The sequence below is a fragment of the Legionella massiliensis genome (assembly GCF_000756815.1).
Lineage (GTDB): Bacteria > Pseudomonadota > Gammaproteobacteria > Legionellales > Legionellaceae > Tatlockia > Tatlockia massiliensis.
Genome location: NZ_CCVW01000003.1, coordinates 204,924 through 220,340, shown reverse-complemented (window position 1 = coordinate 220,340; position 15,417 = coordinate 204,924). Strand labels below are relative to the sequence as shown.

The following is a 15,417-nucleotide window of genomic DNA, read 5'->3' as shown; positions in this document are numbered from 1 at the left end:
ACATTAAATAATCACATTATTCAATGATGTGGCTTGCTTGGTTTGTTAGACCAGCAACTCTTATTGATCGATTTCTGGATTTTGTTGTGGATAGGTCTTTATTCCTTTAGGGAGACCAGTTGTTAAGCCAGGAATATCAATTCTTGCAGCATCCCAGCCCTTATTTTGTAACTCCCCTGCCATCCAAAAACCAACCGTATTGGAAAGCATTTCTCTTGAATCCGCTAGTGAATGCTTCAAGCGAACCATAAAATCGTTAATGTCGCTGGCTGTAGAATAACCATAGTCACCTGGAATTGCAGGACGACCAGGCAGATAGATTGTTGTCAAACCAGTAAAAACTTCCTTTGCAATTCTTGTGCGATTGTAGATAGATCTCCAAACAGCAGATGCATAGTATTGATAGCTTGCCACAGCTAAGGGAGTTTGTCCCAAATCAGCAAGGACTTTTGCATAAGGGGCAATAATAATTCGATTAACGGGAATCTGATTATTCGAAAGAGCATTAACAAAGGGAACCATCCAATTAGTGCCCACAGTTAAACCAGCTGAAACATTTGAGCCTGCTACATTGCGCATAATAACCATCGCCTTTGACCAGTCTAATTTGAGAGGTACCAGGTCATCGTAAACTTCGCTCATGGACTCAAGGGCCGTAAGCATAAAGGTTGCAACCATTACTGAGTTATAAGGAATAGGGTATTTTTTGTTACCATTTAAAAATTCCTGTTGTACAGAATTCAAATTAAACTCAGCCCCATTTTGTACGGAGATAATATAATTACCAGCCATCGACATCGCATAGTCAATCATCACCTGAATCTCTTTAAGATGTGTTTGCCAGGGCTTAAAATTTCCGCGCTTTAACCAATTATCTTTGTTTTGCGCATTTAAGGCGCGTACCTTCTTAATATCAGCTAAAAGATTTGCCATCGCCGGTTTCCATGAAGGATCACCGTTTTCTTTAATTTTAGCGAGATAGGAAAGCGCAGGACCAACATGAGACACAGCGGTTAACTCAAAAAAACCCGTAGAACGATTTGTGCGAAGAACTTTGCTATAAAGCAACTTTCTGTTTTGATCGTAGATATAAATTGAAGAATCAATAAATAGAACTAGGGGGCCAGTAAAAAGATTCGCCTCTGTTTTTTCAGATTGCAACAAGTATTGGGGAATAGTCAGCTTGCCCTTGGGAAAATCCACTTCACTATTGCCAGTAAAGTCGAAGTAGAGATCCATAAAAGCCTGGGGTGTCGTGTAGGTTTCAGCGTAAACTTGACTAAAAAACAGTAAGCAAAGGCTTAGAAGTGCAAAAAGTCCCTTTAATTGCTTCATTTTAAATCCTTTTTATGATTGTTTGAGGACTCTCCACACTCAGAAGATGTCTCACAACTCACAGTACTAAAGGTCTATCCCTTTTTAACACGCTTCATTAAGCGTTTTTTCTTCTTAACCTGCCGTTCTGTCAGCTTATTTTTCTTATCTTTAAAGGGGTTGCTGGATCCTCTAAACTCTAATTTCAGTGGTGTACCAACCAATTTTAGATGAGCGACAAAGGCATTTGACAAATAGCGCTTATAACTATCGGGCAAAGCATCTACTTGATTACCGTGTATAACAATAATGGGAGGATTGTGTCCCCCTGCATGGGCATAACGTAACTTCACACGCCGACCATGCACCAAAGGCGGTGTATGTTGGGTAATCAAATCTTGTAATAACCGAGTCAATTTCGGCGTTGATAAGTCCTGTGTCGCTGAACTATAAGCCTGCTCAATATCCTTAAAGAGTAGGCCAACACCACTACCATGTAAGGCCGAAATAAAGCGAATTTTAGCAAAATTAACAAAATGCAAACGGCGGGTTAGTTCCACACGAACCTGCTCCTTATGCTCTTCATCAAGCCCATCCCATTTATTTACTGCAATAACAAGCGCCTTGCCAGACTCAATTATAAAACTAAGTATATGCATGTCCTGATCGGTCAAGCCCTCGCGCGCATCGAGCAACATCATACAAACATGTGACTCTTTAATTGCCTGCAACGTTTTTATCACAGAAAATTTTTCTATCTTTTCATCAACACGAGAACGTCTTCTTACACCAGCCGTGTCAATCAAAACATAGGGCTTCTCATCGCGGACGAAAGGAATTGAAATACTATCTCGGGTTGTTCCTGGCATGTCATAAACAACAACGCGCTCTTCACCCAAAATCCGATTGATCAACGTCGATTTACCAACATTTGGCCTGCCTGCAAAGGCAATTTTGATTGCTTTCGGTTCATTATTTTCTTCAACAAGCACTTCGCTATTAAGTGGAAATGCCTCCATTAATGAATGGATACCTCGTCCATGGGCAGCGGAAATTGCGTGAACCTCAGAAAAACCCAAGGTTTGAAACTCAGAACAGGCAATTTCTTCATCAAGACCATCTGTTTTATTAATCACCAGAAAAACTGGCTTGTTTAATTTTCTTAATCGTAAAGCAATGCTTTCATCAATGCCGGTTAGCCCAGCTCTACCATCGACTAAAAATAAAATGAGAGTTGCTTCGTCCAGAGCCAATTCTGACTGCTTGGACATTAAAGCATCAACAGCTAAGTCATCAACACCAACCCCACCGGTATCAACAACAATAAAAGGCTTATCATCAAACTGAGCCTGTCCATATTGTCTATCCCTGGTAAGGCCAGGGAAATCGGCAACCAGGGCATCCTGGCTGCGAGTAAACCGGTTAAAAAGTGTAGATTTTCCCACATTGGGGCGCCCAACAAGGGCAATAACAGGAATCATTAATTAACTCACAGAAAAACGACTTAGACTGCCATTTGTAGACATAACATAAACATTATTTCCTGTTACTGTAGGTGCAATTGATATTGCCCCACCAACTTGAGCACGGGAAACTAAGTCACCATTTTGGGTTGCAAGCACATGCAATAAACCAGTCTTATCACCAACAATCAATCGATTACCCATCAACACAGGCTCAGTTAGACCTCTGGCTTTCAAGGCGACCTGCTTCCAATTGACCTGACCATTTTGCCTGTTAATAGACCAAATTATGTCATCGCTGTCAGTCAGGTAGATTGTGTTACCATCAATAGCCATGTTTTTATAAACAGAGGCAGGTTTTCGCCATACAAACTGACCATCGGTCAGAGATAAGGCACCTACATAACCTTGGTAACTTGCTAAATAGGCAACATTACCGCGCACTATAGGGTCAGCATCGATATCGACCAGACGTTCAACATCACTGGCGCCACTGGCGTATGCAATACTACGCTGCCACACCAAATGACCAGTCTGCAAATCAACAGCATCCATTTTGCCATCGGAATAACCAACAAGTACCAGCTTGTTATCAACAACCACAGGTGAAGAACTTGCTTTTAAAATCAGACTGGGAGCCCCATGTTCAGACATCCACAGTTTCTCGCCATTGGCGAGATTGAAGGCATATAAATTTCCATCAATTGTTTTAGCAATAACCTTAGAGCCAAATATAACTGGCTTCGATAAGACTTCTCCTGAAGCCTTTGCCTGCCATAACTGGCTACCATCGGACTGTTTTAGTAAGACAACAGATGATGAATCAGTTCCTAAAGCAATCACACCAGAACTAACAGTTGGACCACTCACAATGCCGCTGTCTACTTTTTTAGCCCAAAGCAATCGTCCACTACTCTTATTGACGGCCTGAATCAATCCATTAGATTCAGCGGTGTAAACTACATTGCCAACAATTTCAGGTTTTAACTTAAGATGAGCATTTGCCCTTTGCGATCCACCAACTGGCACCGACCATTTTTCAGTGATCTTAACCTTGTTATTAATCGGCTCGAGAGCTGCTGGGGTGGGTGTATTGTCTTTACCCAACATATAATCATCAACCTTTGAACAGGCTTGTAGCGAAAGACATGCAGCAAGCACAACTAGTTTCTTATTAATACTAAACATAATTCCTCTTCAACCAAATCATATCTAAAAAATTTTGTCACTCTTCAATCAGGTAATAGGTCACTCCCGTCACCCTAACATAACCCGTCATCCTAAGCGTAGCGAAGGATCTCCGGGACTAGCACTCTGCCATCCTTCGCTACTCTCAGGATGACGGAAGATGAGTAACCTATTACTCAATCAGTTCGCTGCATCCAGGCTACATTCAATCCAGGCAACAACTCTATTTTAAGCTGCCTGTGTAGATCCATCACCTGTAGTCATGGAAGGATTCCTTGCAGCCAACTCATTTGTTTTCATTTCTAGGAATAGATTTCCCATTCCATTAGTACGAACCTCTGTTATAGCTTCTTTATAGGCAAGAATTGCTTGTTGATACTGGCCTGTTGCCGCGTAAATATCACCCTTTAATTCATTTACAACGGGCTTATAAGCAGCATCATCAACAACGGTCAACTCAGTCAAAGCCTTATCGTAAGCTTTCTTTGAGGCTAGTAATCGCGCTACTCTTATTCTCGCAATTTGTTTCAATGCTGGCATTTTTGAATGAGCGGCCACGTATTCTAATGATTGTTGTGCCTGATCATATTTCTCGTTACTTACATCCTGTTTAGCCAAAGCCAGACGCGCAGCATCAGCGTAAATGGTTTTGCCATAATCATTGATCAACTGATTAGCGTAGGATTGTATTCCTTTATCATCCTGATTTGAAAAAGCAACCATAAGGCGCTCATATGCAGTAGAGGCCTGCGAAGCAATTTTTTCCTGATGCCAATTCCAATATCTAAAGCCTGCAACAGTCAATAATAGTAAGGACAGCACCACAGTAAGCGTATTACTGTGTCTGTTCCACCATTTTTTTATCGCTGCTAACTGTTCTTCTTCTGTCATGTAAACAGACATCATACTCTCCTGCTATTGCTCTTTTTATGCATAAAACTATGCTTAGGCGTCCAGACCTAAACGACTTTTTAAAAAATTATTCAGCTCATTTTGAGAGATAGTGATTTGTTCCTCATAAGTACGCAAATTTTTAACACTAACCTCTCCACGAGCAATTTCGTCTTCACCTAAAATTAAGGCAAAATCCGCCCCGCTCTTGTCTGCTTTTTTAAACTGACTCTTGAATCCGCCACCCACAGTATTTGTGATAATTTGCCATCCCGGATTGCTAGAACGTAAACTTTCGGCAAGAAGCAAGGCCTCTTGCATAGCCTCATCAGAGCTAGCAATGATAAAGACTGAGGGTAGCTTAGCAAGTTCTTGCGGTACAGCAAGCGTTTCAAGCAAGAGCAGCAAGCGCTCTGCACCCATGGCAAAACCAACTGCCGGGGTTGGATTACCCCCTAAATGTTCGACTAGAGCATCATAGCGCCCACCGGCACAGACAGTTGCCTGGCTGCCTAATTTGTCAGTGACCCATTCAAAAACGGTATGGCCATAATAATCCAAGCCACGAACCAAAAAGGGATTAATTGAATAGGGAATATTCAGTTTTGTTAAACCTTCACAGAGATTACTAAAGCGTTTTTTACTTTCAGCCCCAAGTGAATCAATCAATCGTGGTGCATCATGAATCAAGGCCTGCATTTCAGGATTTTTAGAGTCAAGAATCCGCATAGGATTTTTATCAAGACGGCGCTTAGAGTCTTCATCAAGCTTGTCAAAATGGTTTTTAAAGTAGTCAACCAATTTAGCGCGATAAGCTTGGCGCTCACTTAACTCACCCAGGGTATTAATCTGCAGTTGAACTTCTTCATTAATTCCCAAAATAGTCCACAAGCGTTTGCATAAGGCAATTAGCTCTAATTCAATAGCAGCGTTAGCCATACCAAAAGCTTCCACGCCCAACTGATAAAACTGTCTATACCGACCTTTTTGTGGCTTCTCATGACGAAACATAGGGCCCATGTACCAGAGCTTTTGCTGCTGGTTATGTAGTAAACCATGTTCCAGGCAGGCACGCAGGCAACCAGCTGTTCCCTCTGGTCTTAGGGTTAAGCTGTCACCATTGAGATCTGTAAAGGTATACATCTCTTTTTCTACGATATCGGTAACTTCCCCAATCGTTCGCTTGAATAATTGCGTACTTTCCAACATCGGAAAACGAATTTCCTGATAACCATAGAGCTGCAAACAGCTGCTAAAAGCGCTTTCAAGACGCTGCCAGGCAGGTGTTTGTTGAGGCAGAATGTCATTCATACCTCGAATTGCTTGAATCTTCTCAACCACCAGTTGTCTCCATAGGGGTTATTTGATTATTAAAACTCGGAGGGTTAAGCACTGAATGCATTTTTGATAGATCAGTTAAGCGAACTTCAGTTTCGGAAGGTGTTACCTCAGCAACAACCGGTGCAGATTTTGCCGAAAAAACTTGCTGATTATCTTTATTTTTTTGCCACCAAAGACCTACAGCTACAACCGCGCCTACCGCAATAAGACCTGTCAAAAGGCGCAGTACCCTTTCACCCTTATTGGATTCACGCTTAGATTGCCATAGCGCCTTTTCCAGTTTTCGCTCTGTTGTATACATATTATTGAAGGTTTCAAGTAAAGGCTCAGCAGGAACGCCTAAGAGTTTGGCATAGGCTCTCAAATAGCCTTTAATAAATACAGGCTCTGGCATCTGCTCATAATCGTCTGACTCTAAAAGCTCAATAATCCTAACTCTGAGATGCAATTTTCCTGCAACATATTCCTGACTATACCCTCTTTTCTCTCGCACCAGCGCCAATTGCATGCCAGGTTTATCTTGAGTACCGTTATGAATTTCATCCATTAAAGTTGTTGTATTCATTGTTAGCTCCGGTATGGTCCGTAGAATTTAAATTATTCAAACGCATTTTATAAACTTTTTCAGCCTTTAAGTCACCAGACTGATGTGAAGCCTCTACTGCTAATGCAAGCAAAGAGGATTCATGCCAAGCAAGCTTCTGGTACTGTTTAATATAAGCTAGCGCTTTATTCGCATGATTCTGCTTAAGTTCAATCCTGACTAATTCATAGAGTGACTGTGCTCTTTGGGGGTCTTGTTCAAGCGCTTTGGCAAAAAAATACTCAGCCTTAGTGTACTCAGGAATTAGAGCTGTACACAGCCCCGCATTTTCATAAGCTCCCGCCGTATTCAGATAGCGTGCATCTTTAACCGCCTTCAGAAAATAGCTCTCTGCCTCTTTATAGCTACCTTGCCGACATAAAAAGCTACCATAATTATTTAATTGTGCGCCACTATTCGGTGCTAAAGACAAGGCCCTTTTGTAATAATTGCGCGCATCGCTTAGCTCCCCTGTTTTTTCACAATAATAGGCCATAGCAGCATTTGTATCGGCAGATTTTGGCGCTAAATCTAATGCTCTAATCAATTTGCGTTTAGCTCTTACCCTATCACCTTGTTTTAAATAAGCCAGTCCTAGCTGCGTGTTATACACAGCTGCATTGTGCTGTTTAGGTGAGTGAATCATAGTGTCTGCATTTAATGTTGCTTTCTGTTGGCAGGCTTGTAGCAGCAGAAGGTTTAAACACAATAGCAGGCGCAATATCTTAAACACAATTGTCACATCATACAAAAAAGATTGGCCATTATACCCATTAAAAAATGGTTACGCACTCTTTTCGTCAAACTCATCAACCGTGGGCTTTGCAACAAAATGCATTTTTTGCCAACGTTGTGAACGACTGGTTCTATCTTTGACTTCTCCTGCAAGCTGACCGCAAGCTGCGTCAATATCATCCCCTCTAGTTTTGCGAGTGATGGTATTAATGCCTTTGGCTATCAACTTTTCACGAAAGGCATCAATTGCAGCCTGTGAAGAACGTTTATATTCAGTTAAAGGAAAAGGATTGAAAGGAATCAAATTAACCTTTGCAGGAACATCACGCAGGAGTTTGATAAGCTGAGCCGCGTGCTCTGGCTGATCATTAACCCCTTTTAGCATGACATATTCAAAGGTAACTTTACGTTTTGGCTCATTTTTAAAATAGCTCTTGCATAAGGCCATTAGTTCAGCCAGGGGATATTTTTTGTTGATAGGTACCAGTTGATTACGTAATTCATCATTGGGTGCATGCAAAGACACTGCTAGAGAAACGGGGCTTACCTCACGCAAACGCTCTAGATCCGGTAAAACCCCTGAGGTAGAGAGTGTTACTCGGCGTTTCGACAAGCCATAGGCAAAATCATCCATCATGATATCCATTGCAGCGACTACATTATCGAAATTGAGTAAGGGCTCACCCATTCCCATCATCACTACATTAGTAACTCGCTTATCATGAGCACCCTTTTGCTGGGATAATTCCCGTACTGCCAGCCAAACCTGGCCGATAATTTCTGCAGTTGAAAGATTGCGATTGAATCCCTGCTTGGCCGTTGAGCAAAAGCTACAATTCAAAGCACAGCCAACCTGTGAAGATACGCATAAGGTACCGCGATTAGCCTCAGGGATAAAAACTGTTTCTATGCAATTTCCACAATCAAGTTTTAATAACCATTTGTGGGTACCGTCATTTGATTTTTGGCAGGTTACAATTTCTGGCAAGCGAATCTCAGCTACTTCAGAGAGCCGCTCACGCAAGACTTTGCCCAGGTTGGTCATTTGATTAAAGTCATGAAAACCAGCTTGATGAATCCACTGCATCAGCTGTTGTGCACGATAAGGCTTTTCACCAAAATCGCTGAAAAATTTGCGCATTTGCTGATAATTAAAATTCAGCAAATTAGTTTTCTGACTCATCAAATACTCCCGCCTGGACTGCTCTCAAATTTGCAAATGAAGTTATTTGCAAATTTCGTGAGGTTGGAAGAAAAATGCAATTTCCTGGGCAGCAGTTTCTTCACTGTCAGAACCATGAACCGCATTGGCATCAATGCTATCAGCAAAATCAGCACGAATTGTGCCTGGAGCTGCTTCTTTAGGATTAGTAGCCCCCATCAAGTCACGGTTTTTAGTAATTGCATTGTTACCTTGTAAAACCTGGATCATGACTGGACCAGAAATCATAAAACTAACCAGGTCATTGAAAAACGGGCGTGCTTTATGAACAGCGTAGAATCCTTCTGCTTGAGCGCGAGTCAGATGAGCCATTTTAGCAGCAACAACTTTCAGACCTGCTTTTTCGAAACGAGAATAAATTTCACCAATAACTGATTTTTCAACAGCATCTGGCTTGATGATAGAAAGGGTTAATTCAGTTGTCATAACGCACTCCGATTGAATAATATTAAAGCGCGGCATTATACATGAAATGATAGTGCCTTGCCTATCAATTCTTAGCATCATCAGGGAGCATCAACCAGTGAACTCCAAATAGAGTATTTGAAGCATCAAATCATGATTATTTTTTACTGTTTCTTGCATCTGCATTTTTAGATAGAGAAAGCTGAGAATAATCGTCTAAATTAACTAATAATTTGCTTGCCTAACTTTGAAGCCTATTATTTTGTAATACTAACAAATCATTCCGTTCGCTTTACTTGGTTAAAAGTAATTTATCAATTTCCCGAGAGGATCTATCAGTTTCTGATATTTAGCCTTTATCTTTTTCACCAATATTCGTGTCAAAATGTAAAGCCTCTTGGTTCTCCAGGAGCTGGGCTTGATCAGAGTGGTACTCAGGGAGTTGATTTATCAATTCTGTCACACGAAGAATAATGCTATAAAAATCCGTACGCCATTGCCGCATCCTACCCCCAATGTCATTGGCATTGCCCATATAGTTAACAAGGAAATTATCGACTTCAGCATCGACCCCATCCAGTTTTTTTATTTGATCGATATAAACCTGTCTTAGCTCCGAGGATAAACTTTCACCAAAAACTTTTTCAGCACGCGCCCAGACCTCACCTTTAAGTCCTAGCTGCTCAGGATAAACCAACAGCGCATTCAGCACTTGTCTGATGACTTCCTTGCTCTTATCAAAACCTCTTGATTTTAAAATCGAACTAATTTCATTGACAACATCAATAAATTTCTTTTGCCATTCCAACGCCAGTTTCATCAATTCTTTTTGAGAATCAGCGATAAATTGCAGGTGGTGAGCTTCGCTATTCTGAAAATCATCTGACATACCCACTAGAATTCTACGGACATTTTCGAGCTCTTCACGCGTATAACCGCCTGGAGACTCCTCAGGCTTACTGTTTTCACCCGACATAAGATAGTCAATAAACATTTTTTGAGCATAGACTTGATAATCATGGGCTTGCTGCAGAATGATCCCATTAAATACATTTTTTAAAGGGATTTTTAGTAAGCGATGATAGATACTCTCAGGGTTTTTTATTGAGCCGTACACCTCCTCCGGCTGCAATTTTATTTTGTAAGTTTCAAGAATACGTTCTGCTGTAATCAACCCATAGGTTGATAGCCAAGAGGACAATTCATTACGTTCGGGTTCTTCGCTCATTATTCATCCAAGTTGATTTTTCAACACGCTGTGATATATAAGGCATTACTTATAAACAGTATAGTGTAAAACGAAGATGCTAAATCCTCTAGCCCATGATTTACAAGAGTTATTTGATTTTTTATGTTTAGCAACTCCCGAGCCTTGGCTCGCGGCTGCAGTCACTAACATTCCTACGCTGCTTATCGATCACGCCCATTGTGAACGCAAGGCAGCCGCAACAGCTATTAATTTTATCTCGAAGTATCCTGAAAAAACTGAATTAGTAGACGTCATGTCGCCCTTGGCGCGCGAAGAGTTATTACACTTTGAGAAAGTTAAAGATTTAATGCGCAGTCAAAATATCAGTTTTGGCCCATTGCAACCATCGGATTATGCGCAAAAACTACATAGCCTAGTACCAAGAAATAATGGTAAAGAGCGTTTGCGCGATCAACTGATTATTGGCGCTATTATTGAAGCACGCTCCTGCGAGCGCTTTAATGCAATTATTCCGAGGTTAGCAGATAGTCAACTCTCTAAATTTTATGCCTCTTTAGTAAAGTCAGAAGCGCGTCACTTTCAAGATTACCTTCATCTTGCCAAGCTTTATGGCGGAGATATTGATGAACGAATAAAATTCTTTATTAAAGCAGAAAATACGCTGATAAATTCTGAAGACAAGTTATTCCGCTTTCATAGTGGAATACCGATGGTTAGCTAAACGAAGTCGCCACTGTGTAGATCTCGACTGATCAGTCCATAGCCTAGATGTAGCGAAGCGAAATCCAGGAGCAGTGGCCCGAATTCTCGCAGCTTGACCGTGGGAGCTATGGGCTCAGAGTGAACACTGTATCCCGCGGTCAAGCCGCGGGAATTCGATACTGAAGTAGGGGCTTATCTATTACACAATGCCTTGTGAGGAGAACGTTAACCCCTATTATTACATTGAATAAGTGGTTGTTATTGGCATCTCAAAGCGATTGCTAATGAAGCTTTCTAATCCTTCACTAGCAGATTTATTTAATCGATCAAACACTTCTGGGGTCATTGGAGTACCGTCAGCTTCACTGACATAGGCTCCTGTATTTGTGTCCAAGTCATAACCATTTATCATAGCCCAAGCTGTTATACCAACCTGGATGTGCCGTCTTAGCTCTTCTGCTTGAGGACTTCCATCCGCAACTCTATTATCCTTGCTAATTTCCACATCGATAGTGCCGTCTTTTTTAATTTCTGCGTGCACCTCAATTTTGGCAAGTTCATCGTCACCAACTTGTTTCTTCTGTACCCAATCACTGAAACGTCCTGCTGTATTGTCCCAAATCAAATCAACTGCAGTATTCTTAAAGCCAACGATTTGATCTCTAAAGGGAAAAATGGGGTCATACCACATTGCATCAGCTAACAACATCAAGTGACGTACAAGGGTACACATACCTGTTGCCCAGTCATTGTAACCAGCAACATCCCCACTAGCTAATTTACGACCATCCTCTTTGACCAGCTCCCAATAAGGCTTCTTACTCAGTGGATCCTTAGTCGCCTCAATTCTTTCATGCTCAGCTTTTTCCCGCTGAACAGCTCGGTCTTCTTGTATCGCTCTACGCTCGGCCTCAATAATCTCTTTTTGCAAAGCGTCTTTCATCTCAAGAGATTTTTTCTTACTTTCTTCTTCAATTGCAGTTTCTTGCTTGGTCTTCATAATTTTAATCCTATATCAGCGCCTGGCTAAATTTAAAACCCTTTGATTTATAATAACACAGCAGTTTTGGGCTGTCATCCCAATCACTGAGTACATACTGCTTATATTCACTATTATTATATAGATGATTTCTTAAGCCAGGCTTATGTGTATGGCCATGTATTAAAATTGTTACAGCATGTTTAGCCATATGCGCGAGCATAGGCTTTAAAACCACATCCATTTGCATTGGAGTTTTACGGTAATTTTCCTGGCTATGTTGCCTAACTTGTGCAACAACCTTTTTGCGAAATTGTAAGGGTAAGCGCAAAAACAGCTTTGCAAACCATGAAGATCGCGTTAACCGCCGGAACCATTGATGGCTTTTATCGTTAGTACAGTAGCGATCGCCATGGACTAATAAGATTTTATTATTTCCTAGCTGAATCACTGAGGGCTCTGGCAAGATAGTTATTCCTGCAGCACTAGCAAAGGCTTGCCCTAACAAGAAATCACGGTTGCCATGCATGTAGTAGAGCGCAACATCCTGCTCTGATAACCATTTTAATTGGGAAGCAATAGACTTGGACCAATCATCAATTCCATCATCGCCAGACCAGGCATGGAAAAAGTCGCCAAGGATATAGACAGCCTTAGTATTTTGGGCAGCCCAATCAATAAAAGCCTTAAATCGAGAACTGATTGCCGGCTCTTCTGGATGTAAATGTAAATCTGAAATAAATACAGCTTCTAAGGGTTTATCTTGTACAGCTAGCATAAAGGCTCAATATGGATATGTTCATCTTGCAAATAAATCTGGCAAGGACCCACATGAGGTTCAATAGCATCGCTTAGGCGGTAGAAACCAGCAATAGAAACTAATTCCGCCTCAAGCGACTGGCAGAAAATCCTCGCCTGCTTATCACCTGAAATACCAGCTAAGGCTCTGCCTCGTAAGGCTCCATAGACATGGATATTGCCATCAGCAAGTAATTCCGCACCATGGCTTACCGAAGCAGTAATAACCAGATCACCCCCCTTAGATACAACCTGTTGTCCAGAACGAACTGGGGTAGTCAATAACTTGCTTTTGATGGATTCATGAGTTGCCGCATGATCGCCATGACTATCATCTAACAAGGGTTTGTCATGTGATGATGAGGCATGTAAAACAGCTAAGCCCTGACATTGAGCAACTGTTTCAAGAAAAGGAGTCACACCTTGAACGGCTACTGGCAACAAATTGTGCTCACGCATATATTGGCAAAAAGATTGTAAATCAAGGTCGTTTTCATGAAGGGCGCTACAATCAAGGACAATCGGGGTTTTATCAAAAAAACGCGGTGCTTTTTCAATCAAATCATCCAGCTGCTGTACAAATAGCTCGCGATTATTAGACAATAGCTGCAAAACTGTAAATGTATACAATCGACCCTTAAGTTTAAATGCTTGTGATTTCAACAAATTATCTGCTACCACTATGATATCCATCCCCATTTTTTTTGTTTATACTACCACGCGGGGATCAATAACAGAAGGATATTGACGTGGAGAAAGTTTGGTTAAAGCATTATCAAGAAGGTGTACCTCATGAAATCAACATTAATGAGTATTCTTCAATCGTCTCTTTATTCGAAGCTTCATGCAAAAAATACGCAAAAAAAGTGGCCTATTCGAATTTAGGCACAGAGATAAGTTATGCGGAGCTTGAACATAAAAGCCAACTCTTTGCCGCTTATTTACAACAATCGGGTTTAAAGAAAGGCGCTCGAGTTGCTCTGATGATGCCTAATATTTTGCAATATCCAGTCGCCTTGTTTGGTGTTTTAAGTGCGGGGATGATTGTAGTTAATACCAATCCCCTGTATACCTCGGATGAGGTTATGCATCAAATGAATGACTCTGGTGCTGAAATTCTCATTGTTCTTGCCAATTTTGCAAAAACAGTTGAAAAGGCCTTACCTGGTTGTAAAACGATCAAACAAGTTATTGTTACTGAAATTGCCGATCTTTTCCCCTTTGTTAAGCGTTTGATTGTTAATGCAGTAGTGAAATACGTCAAAAAACTTGTCCCTGCTTATCAAATTCCTAATGCTATAAGCCTTAATAAAGCCTTAGAACTAGGAAAAAATAGCAAATTTACACCTGTTGAATTGAATCACCAAGATATTGCATTTCTCCAATATACAGGCGGAACCACTGGTGTCGCCAAAGGCGCCATTCTTAGCCATGGCAATATGGTCGCCAATGTTTTACAAGCGTCCTCGTGGATCTCGCCATTAAAAGTCGATGGCGAAGATATCATTATCACTGCCCTTCCGCTTTATCATATTTTCTCCCTAACAGCGAATTGCCTGACCTTCCTAAAAGCAGGGGCGAAGAACATTTTAATTACCAACCCACGTGATATTCCACATTTTATTGATGAAATCAAAAATGTTGGCTTTACAGCCATCACCGGCGTAAACACCCTATTCAATGCGCTGCTCAATAGTCCTAAAATTCATGAGATCGATTTCTCAAAACTAAAGTGTGCTTTAGCAGGTGGTATGTCCTTACAAAAAAGTGTCGCAGAAAGATGGCTGGAGACGACAAAGCGCCCTGCTTTTGAAGCCTATGGCTTAACTGAAACCAGCCCTGCGGCAACAATCAATCCATTGTACCTAAAAGGCTATAATGGCAGCATAGGTCTTCCCATCCCCTCCACTGATATTTCTATTCGTAATGATGAAGGAGTTGAACTTTCATTCAATGAGCCTGGTGAGTTATGCATTAAAGGACCACAGGTTATGGTTGGTTATTGGCAACGCCCTGATGAAACCGCCCTGGTCTTTACCAATGATGGCTTTCTAAAAACAGGAGACATCGGCCAAGTCGATGAGCAAGGTTTTGTTTATTTGGTTGACCGCAAAAAAGATATGATTGTTGTCTCAGGCTTTAATGTCTATCCCAATGAGGTTGAGCAAGTCATCTCTATGATGCCAGGCGTGCTTGAGGTTGGTGTGGTTGGTGTCGAAGATACAGACTCTGGTGAACGAGTAAAAGCCTGTATTGTGAAACGCGATCCTTCATTAACCGCAGAACAGGTTATTGCTCATTGTCGTGAACATTTAACCGCTTATAAAGTTCCCAAGATCGTTGAGTTTTTCGATGAGCTTCCGAAGACCAATGTGGGCAAAATCCTGCGTAGGGCTTTGAAGGGGAAATAGAATTGCGGTTTTTATGAAGAGTGAAACTCCCCCTCACCCTAACCCCCACAGCCATTAAGTTAAGGAAGGTTTTGTCATTCCCGCGAAGGCGGGAAGCTATTTCTAAGAAGCACAGCGCCAAGGTGGGGATAGATTCCCGCCTTCGCGGGAATGACAAATACCCTTAACTTAACGT

At 41.4% G+C, this 15,417-nt stretch carries 15 protein-coding genes; 2 read left to right on the top strand and 13 right to left on the bottom strand.

The window, feature by feature from the left end; all coding sequences use genetic code 11:
* Window positions 1-60: 60 nt before the first annotated feature.
* The 10 genes from BN1094_RS12590 to BN1094_RS12545 form a co-directional block, all read right to left on the bottom strand.
* Window positions 61-1,335: a DUF5624 domain-containing protein gene (locus BN1094_RS12590; RefSeq protein ID WP_043874813.1), complete on the bottom strand. Its 1,275-nt coding sequence runs from the start codon at window positions 1,333-1,335 to the stop codon at window positions 61-63.
* Window positions 1,336-1,409: 74 nt separating this feature from the next.
* Window positions 1,410-2,795 (bottom strand): ribosome biogenesis GTPase Der, encoded by a 1,386-nt coding sequence (gene der / locus BN1094_RS12585; RefSeq protein ID WP_043874812.1) that lies wholly within the window; start codon window positions 2,793-2,795, stop codon window positions 1,410-1,412.
* A 3-nt stretch (window positions 2,796-2,798) separates the two neighbouring features.
* Window positions 2,799-3,965, bottom strand: coding sequence for an outer membrane protein assembly factor BamB (gene bamB / locus BN1094_RS12580; protein WP_043874811.1), 1,167 nt, complete (start codon window positions 3,963-3,965; stop codon window positions 2,799-2,801).
* 228 nt (window positions 3,966-4,193) lie between these two features.
* Window positions 4,194-4,868 carry a YfgM family protein gene (locus BN1094_RS12575; RefSeq protein WP_043874810.1) on the bottom strand — a complete coding sequence of 225 codons (675 nt, stop codon included), beginning with the start codon at window positions 4,866-4,868 and terminating at the stop codon, window positions 4,194-4,196.
* Between the two features lie 42 nt (window positions 4,869-4,910).
* Window positions 4,911-6,200 carry a histidine--tRNA ligase gene (hisS, locus tag BN1094_RS12570; RefSeq protein ID WP_176695312.1) on the bottom strand — a complete coding sequence of 430 codons (1,290 nt, stop codon included), beginning with the start codon at window positions 6,198-6,200 and terminating at the stop codon, window positions 4,911-4,913.
* Complete coding sequence (locus BN1094_RS12565) at window positions 6,190-6,762, bottom strand: helix-turn-helix domain-containing protein (RefSeq protein ID WP_043874808.1); 573 nt, start codon at window positions 6,760-6,762, stop codon at window positions 6,190-6,192. Before BN1094_RS12565 ends, hisS begins: the two co-directional genes overlap by 11 nt.
* Window positions 6,737-7,513: a type IV pilus biogenesis/stability protein PilW gene (gene pilW, locus BN1094_RS12560; protein ID WP_043874807.1), complete on the bottom strand. Its 777-nt coding sequence runs from the start codon at window positions 7,511-7,513 to the stop codon at window positions 6,737-6,739. Before pilW ends, BN1094_RS12565 begins: the two co-directional genes overlap by 26 nt.
* A gap of 51 nt (window positions 7,514-7,564) precedes the next feature.
* Complete coding sequence (rlmN, locus tag BN1094_RS12555; RefSeq protein ID WP_043874806.1) at window positions 7,565-8,698, bottom strand: dual-specificity RNA methyltransferase RlmN; 1,134 nt, start codon at window positions 8,696-8,698, stop codon at window positions 7,565-7,567.
* A gap of 42 nt (window positions 8,699-8,740) precedes the next feature.
* A complete protein-coding gene (gene ndk, locus BN1094_RS12550) occupies window positions 8,741-9,163 on the bottom strand; it encodes a nucleoside-diphosphate kinase (RefSeq protein WP_043874805.1) in 423 nt (140 codons plus the stop codon).
* Between the two features lie 328 nt (window positions 9,164-9,491).
* A complete protein-coding gene (locus tag BN1094_RS12545; protein WP_043874804.1) occupies window positions 9,492-10,370 on the bottom strand; it encodes a hypothetical protein in 879 nt (292 codons plus the stop codon).
* A gap of 76 nt (window positions 10,371-10,446) precedes the next feature.
* On the opposite strand from BN1094_RS12545, the gene BN1094_RS12540 reads away from it, so the two are divergent.
* Window positions 10,447-11,073 (top strand): MiaE family protein, encoded by a 627-nt coding sequence (locus BN1094_RS12540; protein ID WP_043874803.1) that lies wholly within the window; start codon window positions 10,447-10,449, stop codon window positions 11,071-11,073.
* Between the two features lie 219 nt (window positions 11,074-11,292).
* On the opposite strand, the gene BN1094_RS12535 is transcribed toward BN1094_RS12540, so the two are convergent.
* Genes BN1094_RS12535 through minC form a run of 3 tightly spaced genes read right to left on the bottom strand, consistent with a single transcriptional unit; the run spans window position 11,293 to window position 13,524 of the window.
* Entirely contained in the window at window positions 11,293-12,054 is a 762-nt protein-coding gene (locus tag BN1094_RS12535) for a hypothetical protein (RefSeq protein ID WP_043874802.1), read from the bottom strand.
* 10 nt (window positions 12,055-12,064) lie between these two features.
* Window positions 12,065-12,811, bottom strand: a complete 747-nt coding sequence (locus BN1094_RS12530; protein WP_043874801.1) for a UDP-2,3-diacylglucosamine diphosphatase — start codon at window positions 12,809-12,811, stop codon at window positions 12,065-12,067.
* Window positions 12,805-13,524, bottom strand: coding sequence for a septum site-determining protein MinC (minC, locus tag BN1094_RS12525; protein ID WP_043874800.1), 720 nt, complete (start codon window positions 13,522-13,524; stop codon window positions 12,805-12,807). Before minC ends, BN1094_RS12530 begins: the two co-directional genes overlap by 7 nt.
* 56 nt (window positions 13,525-13,580) lie before the next feature.
* Between minC and BN1094_RS12520 the strand changes: the two genes are divergently transcribed.
* Entirely contained in the window at window positions 13,581-15,242 is a 1,662-nt protein-coding gene (locus BN1094_RS12520; RefSeq protein ID WP_043874799.1) for an AMP-binding protein, read from the top strand.
* The last annotated feature ends 175 nt before the right edge of the window (window positions 15,243-15,417 follow it).